Annotated in this window: 19 protein-coding genes and 1 pseudogene; 15 read left to right on the forward strand and 5 right to left on the reverse strand. The window is 34.6% G+C overall.

Annotated features, from left to right (window positions below; genetic code table 11):
- Nucleotides 1–126: 126 nt before the first annotated feature.
- Entirely contained in the window at nt 127–306 is a 180-nt protein-coding gene (locus tag ACFXN8_RS06195; RefSeq protein ID WP_386843648.1) for a hypothetical protein, read from the reverse strand.
- A 140-nt stretch (nt 307–446) separates the two neighbouring features.
- Between ACFXN8_RS06195 and ACFXN8_RS06200 the strand changes: the two genes are divergently transcribed.
- Entirely contained in the window at nt 447–938 is a 492-nt protein-coding gene (locus ACFXN8_RS06200; RefSeq protein WP_386843650.1) for a hypothetical protein, read from the forward strand.
- A 416-nt stretch (nt 939–1354) separates the two neighbouring features.
- Here the strand turns inward: ACFXN8_RS06200 and ACFXN8_RS06205 are convergent, their stop codons facing one another.
- Together ACFXN8_RS06205 and ACFXN8_RS06210 are read right to left on the reverse strand one after the other, a co-directional pair.
- Nucleotides 1355–2224: a PhzF family phenazine biosynthesis protein gene (locus ACFXN8_RS06205; protein WP_386843652.1), complete on the reverse strand. Its 870-nt coding sequence runs from the start codon at nt 2222–2224 to the stop codon at nt 1355–1357.
- Nucleotides 2225–2254: 30 nt separating this feature from the next.
- Nucleotides 2255–3301 (reverse strand): ornithine cyclodeaminase family protein, encoded by a 1047-nt coding sequence (locus tag ACFXN8_RS06210; protein ID WP_386843654.1) that lies wholly within the window; start codon nt 3299–3301, stop codon nt 2255–2257.
- Between the two features lie 140 nt (nt 3302–3441).
- Here ACFXN8_RS06210 and ACFXN8_RS06215 point away from each other — a divergent pair, with 140 nt between their 5' ends.
- The 3 genes and pseudogenes from ACFXN8_RS06215 to ACFXN8_RS06225 all read left to right on the forward strand — a co-directional run bounded on the left by ACFXN8_RS06215 (nt 3442) and on the right by ACFXN8_RS06225 (nt 6050).
- Nucleotides 3442–4944, forward strand: coding sequence for an aminotransferase-like domain-containing protein (locus ACFXN8_RS06215; RefSeq protein ID WP_386843656.1), 1503 nt, complete (start codon nt 3442–3444; stop codon nt 4942–4944).
- A 268-nt stretch (nt 4945–5212) separates the two neighbouring features.
- A pseudogene (locus ACFXN8_RS06220) lies at nt 5213–5733 on the forward strand (MBL fold metallo-hydrolase); the annotation flags it as partial.
- Nucleotides 5734–5843: 110 nt separating this feature from the next.
- Nucleotides 5844–6050, forward strand: coding sequence for a hypothetical protein (locus tag ACFXN8_RS06225; protein ID WP_386843658.1), 207 nt, complete (start codon nt 5844–5846; stop codon nt 6048–6050).
- A 141-nt stretch (nt 6051–6191) separates the two neighbouring features.
- On the opposite strand, the gene ACFXN8_RS06230 is transcribed toward ACFXN8_RS06225, so the two are convergent.
- On the reverse strand, nt 6192–6659 hold the full coding sequence (locus ACFXN8_RS06230) for a GNAT family N-acetyltransferase (protein ID WP_386843660.1): 468 nt from the start codon (nt 6657–6659) through the stop codon (nt 6192–6194).
- A 177-nt stretch (nt 6660–6836) separates the two neighbouring features.
- Between ACFXN8_RS06230 and ACFXN8_RS06235 the strand changes: the two genes are divergently transcribed.
- The 3 genes from ACFXN8_RS06235 (at nt 6837) to ACFXN8_RS06245 (ending at nt 7892) form a co-directional block, all read left to right on the forward strand.
- Nucleotides 6837–7016, forward strand: a complete 180-nt coding sequence (locus ACFXN8_RS06235) for a hypothetical protein (protein WP_376074470.1) — start codon at nt 6837–6839, stop codon at nt 7014–7016.
- A gap of 386 nt (nt 7017–7402) precedes the next feature.
- The gene (locus ACFXN8_RS06240) at nt 7403–7780 is read left to right on the forward strand and encodes a GNAT family N-acetyltransferase (RefSeq protein WP_386843662.1); all 378 of its coding nucleotides are present in this window, start codon (nt 7403–7405) and stop codon (nt 7778–7780) included.
- Nucleotides 7770–7892 (forward strand): hypothetical protein, encoded by a 123-nt coding sequence (locus ACFXN8_RS06245; RefSeq protein WP_386843664.1) that lies wholly within the window; start codon nt 7770–7772, stop codon nt 7890–7892. Before ACFXN8_RS06240 ends, ACFXN8_RS06245 begins: the two co-directional genes overlap by 11 nt.
- Nucleotides 7893–7915: 23 nt before the next feature.
- Here the strand turns inward: ACFXN8_RS06245 and ACFXN8_RS06250 are convergent, their stop codons facing one another.
- Nucleotides 7916–8536, reverse strand: a complete 621-nt coding sequence (locus ACFXN8_RS06250; protein WP_386843666.1) for a LysE family translocator — start codon at nt 8534–8536, stop codon at nt 7916–7918.
- Nucleotides 8537–8945: 409 nt separating this feature from the next.
- On the opposite strand from ACFXN8_RS06250, the gene fabZ reads away from it, so the two are divergent.
- The 8 genes from fabZ (at nt 8946) to ACFXN8_RS06290 (ending at nt 15933) form a co-directional block, all read left to right on the forward strand.
- Nucleotides 8946–9371, forward strand: coding sequence for a 3-hydroxyacyl-ACP dehydratase FabZ (gene fabZ, locus ACFXN8_RS06255; RefSeq protein ID WP_376074467.1), 426 nt, complete (start codon nt 8946–8948; stop codon nt 9369–9371).
- A gap of 437 nt (nt 9372–9808) precedes the next feature.
- Nucleotides 9809–10570: a glycosyltransferase gene (locus ACFXN8_RS06260; protein WP_386843669.1), complete on the forward strand. Its 762-nt coding sequence runs from the start codon at nt 9809–9811 to the stop codon at nt 10568–10570.
- Nucleotides 10571–11036: 466 nt separating this feature from the next.
- Nucleotides 11037–11510: a hydroxymyristoyl-ACP dehydratase gene (locus ACFXN8_RS06265; RefSeq protein ID WP_376074465.1), complete on the forward strand. Its 474-nt coding sequence runs from the start codon at nt 11037–11039 to the stop codon at nt 11508–11510.
- An 11-nt stretch (nt 11511–11521) separates the two neighbouring features.
- Nucleotides 11522–11995: a DinB family protein gene (locus ACFXN8_RS06270; protein WP_386843671.1), complete on the forward strand. Its 474-nt coding sequence runs from the start codon at nt 11522–11524 to the stop codon at nt 11993–11995.
- Nucleotides 11996–12171: 176 nt separating this feature from the next.
- Nucleotides 12172–12912 carry a polysaccharide deacetylase family protein gene (locus ACFXN8_RS06275; protein ID WP_376074463.1) on the forward strand — a complete coding sequence of 247 codons (741 nt, stop codon included), beginning with the start codon at nt 12172–12174 and terminating at the stop codon, nt 12910–12912.
- 372 nt (nt 12913–13284) lie between these two features.
- Nucleotides 13285–13680, forward strand: coding sequence for a GNAT family N-acetyltransferase (locus ACFXN8_RS06280; protein ID WP_386843674.1), 396 nt, complete (start codon nt 13285–13287; stop codon nt 13678–13680).
- Nucleotides 13677–14051 carry a hypothetical protein gene (locus tag ACFXN8_RS06285; protein WP_386843676.1) on the forward strand — a complete coding sequence of 125 codons (375 nt, stop codon included), beginning with the start codon at nt 13677–13679 and terminating at the stop codon, nt 14049–14051. Before ACFXN8_RS06280 ends, ACFXN8_RS06285 begins: the two co-directional genes overlap by 4 nt.
- 379 nt (nt 14052–14430) lie before the next feature.
- Complete coding sequence (locus ACFXN8_RS06290) at nt 14431–15933, forward strand: lmo1851 family serine protease (protein WP_386843678.1); 1503 nt, start codon at nt 14431–14433, stop codon at nt 15931–15933.
- Nucleotides 15934–15959 lie beyond the last annotated feature (26 nt).

Consider the following 15959-nt stretch of genomic DNA (forward strand, 5'->3'; position numbering starts at 1 on the left):
ACCGCTCTAATTCGGTCATCTTATCTAGATGATTCTAAAAATAAATCAACATTTGCTTTTCTGCAACCTTTCTTAGTTCCACAATAAAGAACAGATAACCCTAATTAGTTATCTGTCTTCTTCAAATTATTTTTTAAACGGATCTTCTGATTCATATAGAAAACCTTTCTCAAGATTTTCTTTTGTTTCAGCATTAACGGTTTTCTCTTTTGCTTCTGCTTGTTCACTAGCCGGAGCTTCGTCATGTGAAGAACAGGCAGTTAGTAAGAACGCAGCCATTGCGCCCATAAATAAGAATTTTTTCATTGCTATAACCTCCGCTATTGTTTAGTTACGTTTAGAGTGCGCAATTACACTTAGAATATAACGGAAATGACAATGATAAATTTTGTTTTTGTAACAAAAAATGAAAAATAATCATTAAACAATAAAAAGGGGATATAAGTGTGAAAAGAATTTTAAGTTTTATCACAATTTGTGGATTGGTATTAGTAGGTTGCTCACATAAAGAATCAAACAGCAAAATTCAACAGGATGATAGTTCGATACTTGTTGGGGAAGTTTTAGCCAAGGAAAATAAGTGGAAAGAAAGCGAGTATTTCACATCAGAAAATTTAAGCTTGATTGGTCAACCACAATTATTAGGATTTACGCATAGTAAAGAAGGGAAATTATTTGCTAGTAAACCTGGAAAATACGGCTGGCACTTTTGGGGAGAAAGCGTAAAAACAGGAGAATTCCTTAGTGTAAAGGGTACTCACCAATTAACGCATAATGAAATTGAATTGGTTACAGATGCTAAGTTACTTGGACCGAACAGTGGGGCAGATATCCATGCTCCGACTAATATGACTTTCCCAAAAAGCGGTATGTGGAAGCTGGATGCCTATATTGCTGGGAAGTTATTCGGTAGTATTTATGTAAAAGTGGAGAATTAAATCTTCAACAATTGAAAAATACCAGGCAATCTTCGAAAAGAGCCTGGTATTCTTCTTATTTACTAATGACAATAGACAGTTTTACTAGATGAAGAAATAGAATTAGATACTTATATAACTAGAAGTGGTGATGAAGCAATTATTAGTCCATTTCTTGATCCTACACTTGATACACAATATCCCCCTACGGATGGACCAATTAAACAAAAACTAAAGGACATTGGAGATAATCCTAAAAAAAAGAATCAATTAGTTTACGAATTCAGTTTTATGCTTAAAAATATAATTGGCTATAATAATAGCCAACATATTACCAAGGATATTTAATTAAGAAAAAAACAGCCATACTAGATGTAACATAACACCTAATCCGGCTATCTTATTATGTCAATTTATTAGAAATTTATATTCTACAATTATATTTCAACCTCTGTTTCAGACAAATTCAATGCTTTTCCGCCCACCTTTACCTCAATAATTTCTTTCGCTTGAGTGGTTAACGCTATAACTATTTCTGAAGGTTTTTTCATAGAGTAACCTTGCTCAACAGATATATTAATAACATGTTCAGGTTTGATTTTACCATATTTATATAGATAACATGAAAGGGCACCATTGGATGTACCAGTTGCAGATTCTTCTGGAATTCCATATAAAGGTGCCAAATTTCTACAGTGAGCATTTGAACCCTTTAGTGATTCAAGGGTAAAAATATGATAACCAATGGTATTATATTTACTGCTGATATTTGTTACTTTTTCAAAATCTGGCTTTATAGAATTTAATATATCTAAGTTTCTAATCGGTACAAGTATATCCCTAAGGCCAGTAGATACAATTTGCACTGGTAGATCCCCCAACATTTCATCTATAGTAATATTTAAGGAATCTGCAATTTCCTCCTTGTCTATTAATTCATAATAGCTTGGAGCATTTTGATCCATCATAATTGATAGGTCTTCCATTACTTCTACATTTAAAATTCCAGCCTTTGTTTCTTGAGAATATTTTCCTGGTTTAATATATCCTTGGCTTGAAAGTGTATAGAACGCTGCTATCGTTGCATGGCCACAAAGATCAACCTCTTCATTAGGTGTAAAGAATCTAACCTTGAAGTCAGCAAGGTCTGACTTCATGACAAAAGCAGTCTCACTAAAACCGATGATACCTGCTATTTTTTTCATGTCCTCATCTGATAGATAATCAGCGCTAAGTACCACTCCGGCAGGGTTCCCTCCCTCAATGGATTTTGCAAATGAATTTAATGTATAAACTTTTAACTTCATAATATGATCCCTCCAAATTGTATATCGATTTTATATTTGCACGATTGTCCCAACATTCATTTCTTCTGCTTTTGATACAATATATTTTGAAACTGCAAGATCCTGCAATGCTATGCCAGTACTATCAAAAATCGTAATTTCTTCATCACTTGTACGTCCTTTCGCATTTCCAAGTATGAATTGTCCGATTTCAGTCAAATTGTTTTTGCCTAATATACCAGCCCTTATAGCACTTTGTGTTTCTCCGACTGTCGATGCTTGTGTAATATCATCTACATATACAGAAGCTACCTCAAAGATCTTTTCATCTATTTCCTGTTTTCCAGTCATGTCTGCCCCCACACAGCTGAAATGTATGCCTGGCTTAATCCACTCCTTAAAAATCAGTGGTTTTCGCGAAGGCGTTATCGTAATTACTGCATCGGTTTCTTCCAAAGCTTTCACTGGATTTTCTACAGCTACAAACTGAACTGACTCAATTCTTTGTTTCCAGCTCTTATTATAAGTATCGTTGATATCATTTATGATTTTATCTAGTTCCGTCTTTATTGAATACTGGAATTTTGATGCATTTTCATATTTTACGGGGTCATATATATATACCTTGTTGATTGTCTGAACTTGAGATAGAGTGGCTGCTATTTGAAAAATCGCCTGAACTCCTGTACCTACAATCATTAGTGTTTTTGAATCTTGTTTTGACAAGTGTTTCACGCCTATTGAACCTGCTGCTCCAGTACGCATTCCTGTCAAATAACTTGCATTGATCATTGCCTTAGGAAACCCATTCTTCAAATCAAATAACATAGTCAGCCCAGTTATAGCTGGAAGCCCTTGATTTTTATTATCACCAAACCATGAAACGAGTTTTAATCCAAACACATCTTCTTCATTAAGCATCCCTGATTTAATATCCATTTCTGCCCTACCCTCAAAAATCACCTCAGATACCATGGAGAATAGTCTCACCTGATTGTTGGCTTTAAGCGCATAGGCTTTTTCTACACATGCTACTGTATTCTTGATATCAAGAATGTTCTTAACATCATTATCACTTAGAATTCTTATTGGTACCATAGTTATCATTCTCCTTTAAAATTTTAATATCTGTTAATGTAATTGTATTTGAACAACAACAAAAAGTCTCCAACCATTCTTGGTTGTTATTTAACCAACCAAATGATATGGTAAAAGTACTATGATTTTGGAGGAATTTTATGTTGGATATCAACTGGAAACCTGATAGAAATAATCCTGATCGATTGAATATACAGATTGTTAACTTCATAAAAGATAAAATAGCAACTGGAGAATGGCCAGTTGGTTTCAAATTGCCAAGTCAGCGGACACTTTCTGAAATTTTCTGTGTAAACAGAAGTACCGTAGTATCTGCCCTTGAAGAGCTAGCAGCTGAAGGCCTTATTAGCGGTAATGCTGGTGGAGGTACAAAAGTAATAAACAATACATGGACATTAATGTCCATTAATCATTCATATAATTGGCTTCCCTATATATCTTCGGGATTACATCAAACAAATCAAAATATAATGCAGCAGATCAATCAGGCTGAATTCCAACCTGATATCATCCGAATGGGTTCCTGCGAACCTTCCCCTGAATTAATACCTAACAAAATGATTCAGGGCGTACTAAAAAAACTGTCTAAGTCTATGGCATCGCTGGGTTATGAAGAACCAAAAGGAAATATCCATCTAAGAAGAGAGGTATGCACATACCTTAAAACAATAGGAATAGAAGCTGATCCATCCTCAGTTTTGATTACCTCTGGTGTTTCGCAGGCACTGCAGCTTATTTCCCTTGGCCTTTTGCACACGAACTCAGTAGTATATGTTGAAAAGCCATCCTACCTATACTCTCTTAGAACCTTTCAATCGTTCGGAATGCAGCTTTCAGGAATTAAGCTGGATGAAGAAGGTATAGAAATAAAAGAATTGGTTGATCGACATAGGCGGAGAAAAGGAGCAATGCTTTTTACAATACCTACTTTTCAAAATCCTACCGGGAGTGTCATGTCACTTGAAAGAAGAAAAACGCTTGTTGATGCGTGTGATAGGGAACGTTTGCCTATTATCGAGGATGATGTATATAGGGAGCTTTGGTTTGATGAACAACCTCCACAGCCAATAAAGGCATTTGATAACAATGGACTTGTATTATATATTGGTGGAATATCGAAGAATTTAAGTCCTGGTCTCAGGATTGGATGGATTGTTGGATCAGAAAAAGTCATTGAAAGATTGGCAGATATAAAAATGCAAACTGATTATGGAACCAGCTCACTCTCCCAGAATGTAACCACAGAACTATTCTCTAGTGGTCTTTATTATCAGCATAACGATATAATGAGGAAAAATGTTAAGATCCGAAGAGATGTTGCTCTTGAAGCATTAAAGAAATATTTTACCGGCATCGGTACATGGAATATCCCTAGGGGCGGATATTTCATCTGGCTTAAGTTAAATGAAGGTATATCCATGTACCAGCTTTTTACTAAAGCCTTAAGTCGGAAAATACTTGTTCACCCTGGAGATTTGTATGAGTTTCACTCTAATCAATATTTAAGAATTTCTTATTCTTATGCATCCTTAAATGAAATTGACTATGGAATTAAAACTCTTTCAGAATTGGTAGCAGAACAAATTTTTAAAATTTCATTTAGAGATTTAAATATGGCAGATAATTATAAAAATGAGTATTGAATAACCACTGTATGAGATTCGAAAGCATCATCAACTCCTCTAGTTCCTGAAGTTTTGAATCATTAATCTATCTAATTTTCTAAAAAAACAATTGTCTTATAACTCAAATAACCTATGCGCAGAACCCGAACTTTAACACAAATATCCATAGTTCTGCGTATTTGTTCGGCCCCCTAAAGCAAACTTTCCCCAAAATAATTAGTCTGAGGGAACACAAAACCCACTTCAATTTTTACTCAAAAACCTCCTAAGCTTTAAAATGAGACTATTACTACCGAAAGATCTTAAAATGTTTGTTCAAAATGAAGAGGATGCTAATGAAGTAAAAAAAGTTGGCTTTTTCAATGTCGAAGTTTTACAAGAAGATACTTTTTTTGAAGGTATTCAACTAATCAAAACAAAAGGGGAGCATGGCAGGGGAGAAATTTTAAAATTAAATGGCCAAGCATGTGGTGTTGTCTTGAAACATCCAAGCGAAAAAAATTATATATCGCTGGAGATACTGTTTGGTATGAAGGAGTTCGAGAAGTGCTCGAAAAAAATCAACCAGAAATTATGATCGTTAATGGGGGAGACAATCAATTTTTAGAGGGAGGCTCTCTCATAATGGGGAAAGATGATATTTTTGAATTATCCAAAGCCGCTCGAAACGCAAAAATTATCGTGAGTCATATGGAAGCTATCAATCATTGGACATTATCAAGAGAGGAATTAAGAAACTTTATCAATGAAAGAGGAATTGCTGCACATGTATTCGTGCCGGAAGATGGAGAAGAATACACATTTTAACTTCTTTCAGCAAATGTTTTCGTAGCGAAAGTGAAACGTCAGCTACAAATGTTTTCGTAGCGAAAGTGAAACGTCAGCTACAGAAGTCTCCCTCCGCTATATGTGGTGAGATGAATGCAGATTTAAACTACTTTTCAGCGGGTTTCCAAACACCCGCTGAAATAGAGGAACTTAGTCTAAGAACCCATGTCCTGTGGCAATTTATCTGTGCGAAAGCGAAGCGTCAACAACACGGTTTTATCTGTGCGAAAGCGAAGCGTCAGCAACAACAACAACAACAACACTCGGATGTCACGGGATTTGAAAGGAGTTCTTAGGGGATGCTAGCCTAAAATCATCGCATCCATGCGATAACGGCTAACTGACCTGCATCGTGCAGGCTTAATTGATTAAACTGAGAATGTGATTTGGGTGTACAAACAGATAATCATTATTAGTTATCTGTTTTACTTGTTTATTTAGTTATTAATTTCTAAGCGCATAGTACGGCTCGTTTCTTTATATCCAAGTCTTTTATACAAGGTAAAAGCGCCATTATTTTCTGCTAAGACGCTTAACTCCAAATAATCTAGTTTACGTTCTGCTGCCCATTCTTTTGCCACTTGTAGTAAAAGTGAACCAATGCCCTTGCTTTGGTATTGTCCTCCAACAATTACATCCATTACATATGCATAACTATGCTGGACGATACAAGAATACGGAGGAGTAGCTAATTCTTGAATTAGTAAAAAGCCTGCAATCCTGTTATCTATTTCAGCAACTATAATATCTGATTTTTCTTCCAAAATTGTGTTTTTAAGAAACTCCACATCCTGTTTTGCAGGCGCTATGTAATTTGGTTGTAGTTTTGACATCTCTAAAAACAGTTCTGCATATAATATTTCTATTTGTGGGATCTCATTTATTGTTGCAATTTTTATATTCATGTTCTACCTCCATTTGGATTTTATTTTATTTTTATTCTACTATATTCTGAGATTTTTGGAAATAATCAGCGGATTGGATAAAAAACTCATATAGTTAACACAGTATAAACCGCATAGGATTTCCAATACTAAAGCTGTTTTTAAAAATAGTCAGTATGAGAAAGGAGGCGTTCTTCAGTGAGATTTTTAGCATGGGGAATTATTGGCGGAGCTGCAATTTTTAGTGTGCTGAAACGTTTTGGGATGATAAATTCAAACAATGCACAACAAATGACACCGTCCTCTCAGCAAGGCACGACACCAGTACAATTAGTTGCAAACAGTAATCCACTTACCGCAAATACACCAAAACAGTAAATAGAATAAGCAACATCAAGCCTATAGACTTTTGCTTTGCCAATGGTCTATAAGCTTGTACATAAAAAACTGGATAGAGGCAATAAGAAAATATTATATTATTCTTTACCAGGAGTGTTGATTAGGAAAAAATAGGTTTATTATTGAGCGATAAAAGGATTTTTTGTTGATATTTTGCTAATATAATCTCATTGTAACTGATTGTAGCGTAGGGCTCCTGTCGCTTTGCTTTCGTCGCAGAGCAAAGCTTACCGCGGGAAAGCGAGTAGCCGTAGCGGAACTTCGAATTAATTTAAATGTATAAAAATGGTTAATAAATACATCTGATTCTTTACTGAATTAGCAATTTTACATTAAAACATCTCGACACTCCATTTCACAAATATTTGGAAGGAGAAATTTTTGAAGATCATAGAGAGGATATTGAATGCTATATTGCTGAGTTTAATGGAGAAGAAGCAGGGATTGTTAGCTTCAGTCATGAGAAGTGGCATAATGTGTTAAGAATTAATGATATTCATATTGATCAATCTCGTCAACATAAAGGGATTGGTAGTAAACTCATGGCTTTGGTCAAAAAGCGAGCAGCAGAAATAGGAGTGAGGGCGATTGTATTAGAAACACAAACTTCTAATTTACCTGCTATACAATTTTACCGAAAGCATGGATTTCATCTTATTGGATGTGACCTAATAAGTTACTCCAATAAAGATATTGAAAAAAGGGAAGTAAGAGTTGAGATGGGACTTGTTCTTGAAACATAATTATCGAAAAAAAGGGTGTATACTGTGGCTAGCTGAAGATATGTTAAAAGATGAAGGAATAGAAGTTGCGAATGATTATTTTGATTTTGAAAAAGGGAGAGCACGTTTTTAATCGTGTTCTCCCTAAGAAACTATTTATTTACTTTGAGTTTGAAGCGCTAATTTAACGCCTAACCCTATATAAACGAAACCAACAGCCTTTTCAAGCCAACGCGAACCATTGTTTGTTGTTTTCGTAAAGATTTTTTCACCAATAAAGCTTGTAATAATCGCTAACAAAATAGTATACAAAGCGCTCATCACAACAAAAGTAATGCCTAAAATTAATAATTGTACAGTGATGGATTGGCCATTATGTTGAACAAACTGTGGTAAAAATGCTAAGAAAAATAATGCCGTTTTTGGATTTAAAATTTCCGCTAAAAAACCTTGTCGGAACGAAGTACTTGCTGGACTTTGTTCAACAGTAGGTTTTTCAATTTTTTGTGGCTTTGTTAGTAGCATTTGAATACCTAAATAAACAAGATAGGCAACACCAATATATTTCACTACTTCAAACGCAGTGGCAGATTTCATTAAAATTGCGGATAACCCTAAGACAGCTGCTGACGTATGGACTAAATCACCTAGCCCAATTCCTAGTGCCGTGAAAATACCGTTTTTTTTACCACCCTTGAGCGTTTGCGTAATGGTAATGATCACCGCAGGACCTGGAATTAAAAATAAAAGAAAAACTATTGCAATAAAAGATAACATGATTACCCATCCTATTCTAATAAACTAAACATTCAAGTAAGATAATAATAAAATTGACTAAATGAATGTAAAAAATATTATATGCTATCTTCTATGTACCTGTCGATAATGAAATACTGAAAAAAAGCGAAAACAATTATTTATAAAAATCAGAAAATATTTTGGCGATATTTTCATAATATTGTACATTATTGAAATATAGTCAAAGAGTTGTGGTGAATATAAAAAGATGGGATATATCTTTTGCCATTCATATTACTTTGCTCTCATTGCTTAATTACTGAAGATTTATGCTGTTTAAAAGTCACATCTAAAGGGATGTGACTTTTATTTTTTAAACACAAAAATAGTACCAACTACTAATATTTAATGTTAGAATTAGGTAATAAAAATATTGGAGGTTTTTTTGATGCTAGATATTCAACAAATACAAGAAGTTTTAAGACATCGTTATCCGTTTCTATTAGTGGATAGAGTATTAGAATTAGAAGAGGGGAAGAGAGCAGTAGCCATTAAAAATGTAACGATAAATGAAGAGTTTTTTAATGGACATTTTCCTAATTATCCAGTAATGCCGGGTGTATTAATTGTTGAAGCATTAGCCCAAGTAAGTGCCATTATTATGCTTACAAAAGAAGGGAATCAAGGAAGACTTGGATTACTGGCAGGTATTGATAATTGTCGCTTTAAAAAACAAGTGAAACCTGGTGATCAACTGCGTCTAGAAGTGGAAATTACACGTCTAAAAGGTGCCATTGGTAAAGGGCGGGGAGTCGCAACAGTTGACGGAGAAATAGCATGTGAGACGGAGCTTATTTTTGCATTCGGAAGCTAAGCCCATTCGATTTTAGAGTACTGCAATATACCATTGCAGTACTTTTGTTCTGTATTTAAAGGTATCTTGGAATATTTGTTGAATATACATAATTAATGGATTGTTTTGAGTGGAGGTGTTTATATGAACTATTCCTTAATTCTTTATATAGCACTTGTATCATGCAACTAACCATTCTTACAAACATTACATTATTAAATGGTGAATGGAATGGCATAACAATGTGGCTATGTACAAGTATATTTATTTTCTCAACAGCAGTTTTCATCTCAAGTAGATCAAATATCAGAAGTTCTAATAAAGATAATCCTAAATAAAATAAGACAAAAGAGTTGATCATCACAAAATCAGCTCTTTTTTTGCTCAATTTTCGAAATGTACATGTGTTTTGATTCATTTAGTTACTGTATGAGAACTTTATGAAGGGGAGATTTTATATGTCGGAAAACACACCATTTATTAAAGATGTTCCTGATGAAGATGTGAAATTTTCTGTTATCATACCTGCTCATAATGAAGAAAAATATATTGGTGGGTGTTTAGAGTCAATTGCAAAGTCTGCACAACCTTATAAAGATCAAGTAGAAGTTATCGTTGTGCTCAATCGTTGTACGGATAAAACGAAAGAAATTGCACAATCCTACAATTGCGTGACATTGGAAAATAACGATAAAAATTTACCTAAAATTCGAAATGCTGGAGCTGCGTTAGCAAAAGGCGAAATTCTGATTACAATTGATGCTGATACTCGAATGACAGAACACTTGCTATCAGAAGTTGAAAAGCACCTAGCATCAAATCAATACATCGGAGGAGGCGTGAACGGCAATTTTGAAAGAATGTCTTTAGGTATAGTAGTTTCTAGCATGCTACTAATTGTTCCTTTATTGTTCAAGTACGGTTTTATCTCTGTAGGGATCTTTTGGTGCTATAAAAAAGACTTTCAGGCAATAAAAGGTTTTAACGAATATATGCTAATGGAAGAAGATGCTGATTTTGCTAAGCGATTAAAAAAATGGGGCAAGAAGAACGGTAAAAAATACGGAACGATTAAAAATGGAATGATTACTTCGTGTAGACGTTTTGACCATTATGGAGACTGGTTGTTACTGAAACGTCCAGATATAATTTTTGCTTATCTCAAAGGTACGAATAAAAAGGCAGCTAATGAAGCCTACTATGATGATCAAGCAAGGTAATGTTCGAATAGCTCGTATTTCAGCTTGAGCATAATGGAGACCACTTCGCTGTAAAAAAAGTGGTTTTTTATGCGCAATTCTTTTGATTTTCTAGAATGTTTTTCGTAGATACTAAACTTACAATAAAATTTTGTCGAAAATAACATACAACCTTTCAGTCCCTTCATATAATTTAAGTAGCTGAAAGATTTGGGTGACTATGTTTAACTTATTTCAGCAGGTGTCTAAATACCCGCTGAAATAGAGGAGCTCAGTCTAAGAACGCTACGTCCTGTGGCAACGACTGAGTGACCAACATCACGTTGGCCCAAAGCCTCCGGAGGATGTCTCGGAATCGGAAAGGAATTCTTTGTGCAAAGCCGAATCCGGACGCAATTATGCCGAGGTCATAATTGATCTATAAACAAGTTTTCTATTCTAAATAAGGTCATTAAATCTGGCAAACCAGTATGAGAGGATGAGGGGGTTGAAGCATCCCGGCACAAATGTTTTTGAAAATAAAGAGGAACTATTCATACCTGAAAAAGCATTAGATAAAGATTTTTGTGATCGATTAGTGACGAAAATTCACAAAAATATACTAAATGAAAATATAGCAAACGATGTTTATATGTCATATTTCGTGATTTTTGATCAACAATATGAATTGAAAGAAATTCGATATTTACTAGATGTTTTGAAATTACAAGCAAATGAAATTATTAGATCAAAGCCGATGTTTATTACATTATGTGGTGTGCTATTATCGTTGATTACAATCATCGCCTCTGCTATTAATACAAAGCTGATGATTGGAATCTCATTTGTCCAAATAGTTGCTCTCGCAGTTTTAAGTTTTAATGTAGCTGTATTGTTTATTTCCTATAAAATAGAAAAAGAATATAAAAAAATATACGAAGTCATTAAATTAATTGACTATTACTTAAGTTTTTATAAGTAGGGGTGGGAACTATGCAAAATATTATTGATCAATTAAATTTATGGATAAATAAGGTGCCAGAAGAGTTTCATCAAATGTCTGAATCAGAGATTTCACAACGTTCAGTGCCTCAAAAGTGGTCGAAAAAAGAGGTATTAGGCCATTTATGCGACTCTGCCATTAATAATCTAGAAAGGTTCGTTAAAATACAATACGAGAAGGAACCCTTTGTACTAACTCCGTATGATCAAGTTCGGTGGGTAAAAATCCAAGGGTATCAAGAGTTACCAATTGATGAAATATTGAATTTATGGGTGAGCTTAAATAAAAAAATCCTAAATGTTATTAAAAATATCCCCAATGAAAAGCTAACCCTTCAATGTGATATCAGAAGTAATGAACTCAAGACCCTACAGTGGCTTATCCAAGACTATCTGGAACATATGGAACATCATTTGAAAAAACAGATTTTAATAAAGAATGAACAATTTTTGAATAGTAAGTAACATGAGTCGCTAATCAATTGGCGACAAAATGTATCTAACAATCCCTGGAAGGACAACCTCTAACTTCAATCTGTTTTCGCTTCAGAGAATACACGGCAACAAAAAATTAAAAAAGAGCATTTTTTTTAGCATTTCTCAAATAATAAGACTAAATATTTATTTGAGGAAGTGAAGACTTGAAAAAATTCTTGTTGTTATTACCTATTTGCCTATTAACTGTCTCCTTTTTTTATGTAAAAGTCGGCGCAGAAAAATATGAACATAAAGGGAGAAAGTATTATGAAGAAGCAGGACAAATTGTTTGGGAAATTAATACAGATGAAAAAATTATTGCCCTTACCTTTGATGATGGGCCGCATCGAAAGTACACATCTCAGATTTTAGATGTGTTAGCCAAATACAATGCGAAAGCAACTTTTTTTATTGTCGGTCAAAATGCAGAAAAAAATCCTGAGGTTGTAGCAAGAATGTATAAGGAAGGTCATGAACTAGCCAACCATACATTTACCCACCCCTTAAGAACGAATGTCCCGAACTTACTTAAGGAGATAAAGAAAACGAATGAAACCATTCATAACATCACAGGAGTTACTCCTACTTTATTCCGTCCTGTTGAAGGGCAGTATTCAGATGCAATGATTGAAGCGATTGCTAAAGAAGGATATAAAGTTGTTATGTGGTCATGGCATCTAGATACTTTAGACTGGAAAAGTCCAGGGACAAATAGAATTGTGAATACTGTATTAAAAGGTGTTAAAGAAGGTAATATCGTTCTTTTTCATGATGGAGGCGGAAATCGTCATCAAACTGTGAAAGCAATGGGAAAAATATTAGATGAACTTGAAAAGCAAGGATATCGATTTGTCACAGTTTCTGAATTACTCGACGTGCAGCGTAAAAAAGGCAAAATCAAATAAGTATCCGTACTGTTTAAACTTCAACTAAAATGTGTCACTTTATTATTCTTTTTATGTGCTGTAACTCAGAAATTAAATAATCAATTTGTTAAAAAATAATCAATTATTTTCCATGTGAAGATCAGGCTAATATATAAATAGCCTGATTTTTTTATTTTCTAATCATTTGGAGCTGTTTGTTTAAGTTTTAGTACTTTCAAAGGGATTTAAACATTACTCAAAAAAGGGTTCGATACAAAAAGAAAGATTACATTTGCTTAAAACATGTGCCATGATATAAGTTGAGTGGAGGCTGGGCGACTCTTTGGGAACTAGCTATGCTCAGGATCAAAAAAGGTGAAATGACACCGTAATCAATAGGGGGGATTGGCGTTGGGTAATGTTGAATTAATAGAATTTAATGATGAACTTTTAGAGGGAATTGGGAGCTACTGTCTTAGAAGCAAGAAGAAATCAAATGGATATTTAAATAAGAATAATTGGCTGAATAATAGATTTGAAGAAGGCTTGAAATATGTGCAAGTAATCGACAATAAAAAACAAGTCGGGTTTATTGAATATACAGAAGCAGAAAATTCCTCAAGAGTGGTTCATGCTGATGGTTATTTAGTCATTCATTGTTTATGGGTAAATGAAGTTGGAAAAGGATACGGTACTCTATTAATTAATAAATGTTTAGAAGATGCAAAAAAACTTGCAAAAAAGGTGTTGTTGTTATTACGAATTCAACAACGTCTTGGGCGCCAAGTAAAGAAATATTATTTTTGAAAAACGATTTTCAACTTATTGATACGGCACCATATGATTTTGAATTACTTGTCTACCCTTTGAGCAGCGGAGCCGAACAACCATATTTTCCGAATGATTGGGAGGATCGATTAAAAAATTTTAACAACCTGACGATTTTACGTTCATTCCAATGTCCATATGTCGAAATTGCAACAGAAAATATTATAGCCGGTGCCAATACATTGAATATACCAGTGGAACTTATTGATCTCAAAGATAGAGAAGCGTTGATGGAACTGGCGCCAACCCCGAACGGTATTTTTTCTGTCATTTATAAGGGACAGCTTCTTACTTTTCATAGGCTAACAATACATTCAGTGATAAAAAAATTAAGAGAACTTACGCAATAACAACAGCGCAAATGATATTATAAATGCATAAGAGTACAGGTAATTTCTAATATTCTATGAGGATTTTAGTTGACTGCTTCGAGGAAACGAGTAAAATAAAAAAGCAGTACCATTATATACCTATAACTTAGCAGATAACTGAGGTGTCTTTAAGAGTACTTCTGAGGCACCTTTTTTATAAAGTCTACAGTAATATCACATACATAAAAAAAGAGCTTATAAAATAGTGATTAGACATGCTGGATTTTATGAAGATTGTTGTAGGACAAGATTTGTCATGAAATTTTGACAGTCTTTTTCTTTTCGTCTTCCCTATAACCTGTTAAGATGGTAATAGTGTGACAACAAGTTAGTGTATATGAGAGTGGTGACAATCAAGATGGATGAACAGAAAAAAGATAGTGTAGAACAGCAGCCAGAACAAACACCCCCCGCTGAAATAAAACCAGCAGTACGATTTGTACAAATGAAACCGTTTAAATTTATCATGCTGATGTTCTTTACAATCCTTATTACTGCAGGCTTAACGATATTTGCGTTAACATTCGGTGAAAAGAAAGTAGTTGAAGTGAAAGTACCGAGTGGGCGTGCAGAATTTACAAAATTATACGAAGCCTATGATTTACTTAAAAACAAGTATTACAAAGATATCGACGATGTAAAAGTGGTCGACGGCGCTATTAACGGCATGTTCGACGCATTAGATGATCCGTATTCTGATTTTATGGCGAAGGACGAAGCAGAACAATTCCAGTCTGGATTGTCTTCTAGTTTCCAAGGAATTGGTGCGGAAATTCAAGAGCGTAACGGCGCTATTACAGTTGTGTCACCTATTAAAAATTCACCTGCTGAAAAGGCTGGGCTATTACCGCAAGATATTATCTTAACTGTTGATGGAAAAAGCATTCATGGGTTAAGTGCATCTGAAGCGGTAGCGCGTATTCGTGGTGAAAAAGGAACGCCTGTAAAATTAACCGTGAAACGAGGAACTAATGCTGAGCCTATTAATATGACGATTGTCCGTGACGAAATCCCGGTTGAAACGGTTTACGGTGAAATGCTTGAAGGGGATATTGCCCATATTCAAATAACGTCATTTAGTGAAAATACAGCAAAAGAATTTGAGAAGATTATTGCAGATTATGAAGGTAAAGCTAAAGGCATCGTTTTAGACTTACGTCAAAATCCTGGCGGCTACCTAGATGCGGCAGTAGAGATTTCAAATTTATTCGTTCCAGAAGGTAAAGCGATTGTACAAGTGCAAGAAAAAGACGAGGAGCCAAAAATTACAACAGCTGTTGCTGGTAAAAAATATAATGTTCCGGTGACAGTACTTGTCGATAGCGGCAGTGCTTCTGCTTCTGAAATATTAGCTGGTGCATTAAAAGAATCTGTTGGTGCTAAAATTGTTGGAGAAACATCGTTTGGTAAAGGCACAGTGCAAAGTGTCGCACCATTAAAAGATGGCTCTAACCTTAAATACACAACAGGTAAATGGTTAACACCAAATGGTAACTGGATTAACGAAAAAGGCATTGCTCCAGATGTTAAAGTGTCATACCCACCTTATGCATCATTACCGTACTTAGATCCAGCTATGGAAATGAAAATGGGCGTGCAATCTAATTCTGTAAAAGCAGCACAAGAGATGTTAGAAGTTCTAGGATATGAGCCTGGAAATGCAGACGGTATTTTTGAACAAAATACAGAACGTGCAGTGAAAAAACTGCAAGCTGCAAATGGTTTTGAAGAAACTGGTGTTTTAACTGGCGATACAACGTATGCTTTAATGGATGCATTACGTGCTAAAATAAAAGCAGATGATCCTCAATTGTTAAAAGCAAAAGAACTGCTAATTGATACACCAGCAAAAACTGAGTAAACTACAAACTAACAAAGTAGCTGTCG

It is taken from the genome of Lysinibacillus sp. NPDC059133, from assembly GCF_042755925.1.
In the GTDB taxonomy this organism is placed as follows: domain Bacteria; phylum Bacillota; class Bacilli; order Bacillales_A; family Planococcaceae; genus Lysinibacillus.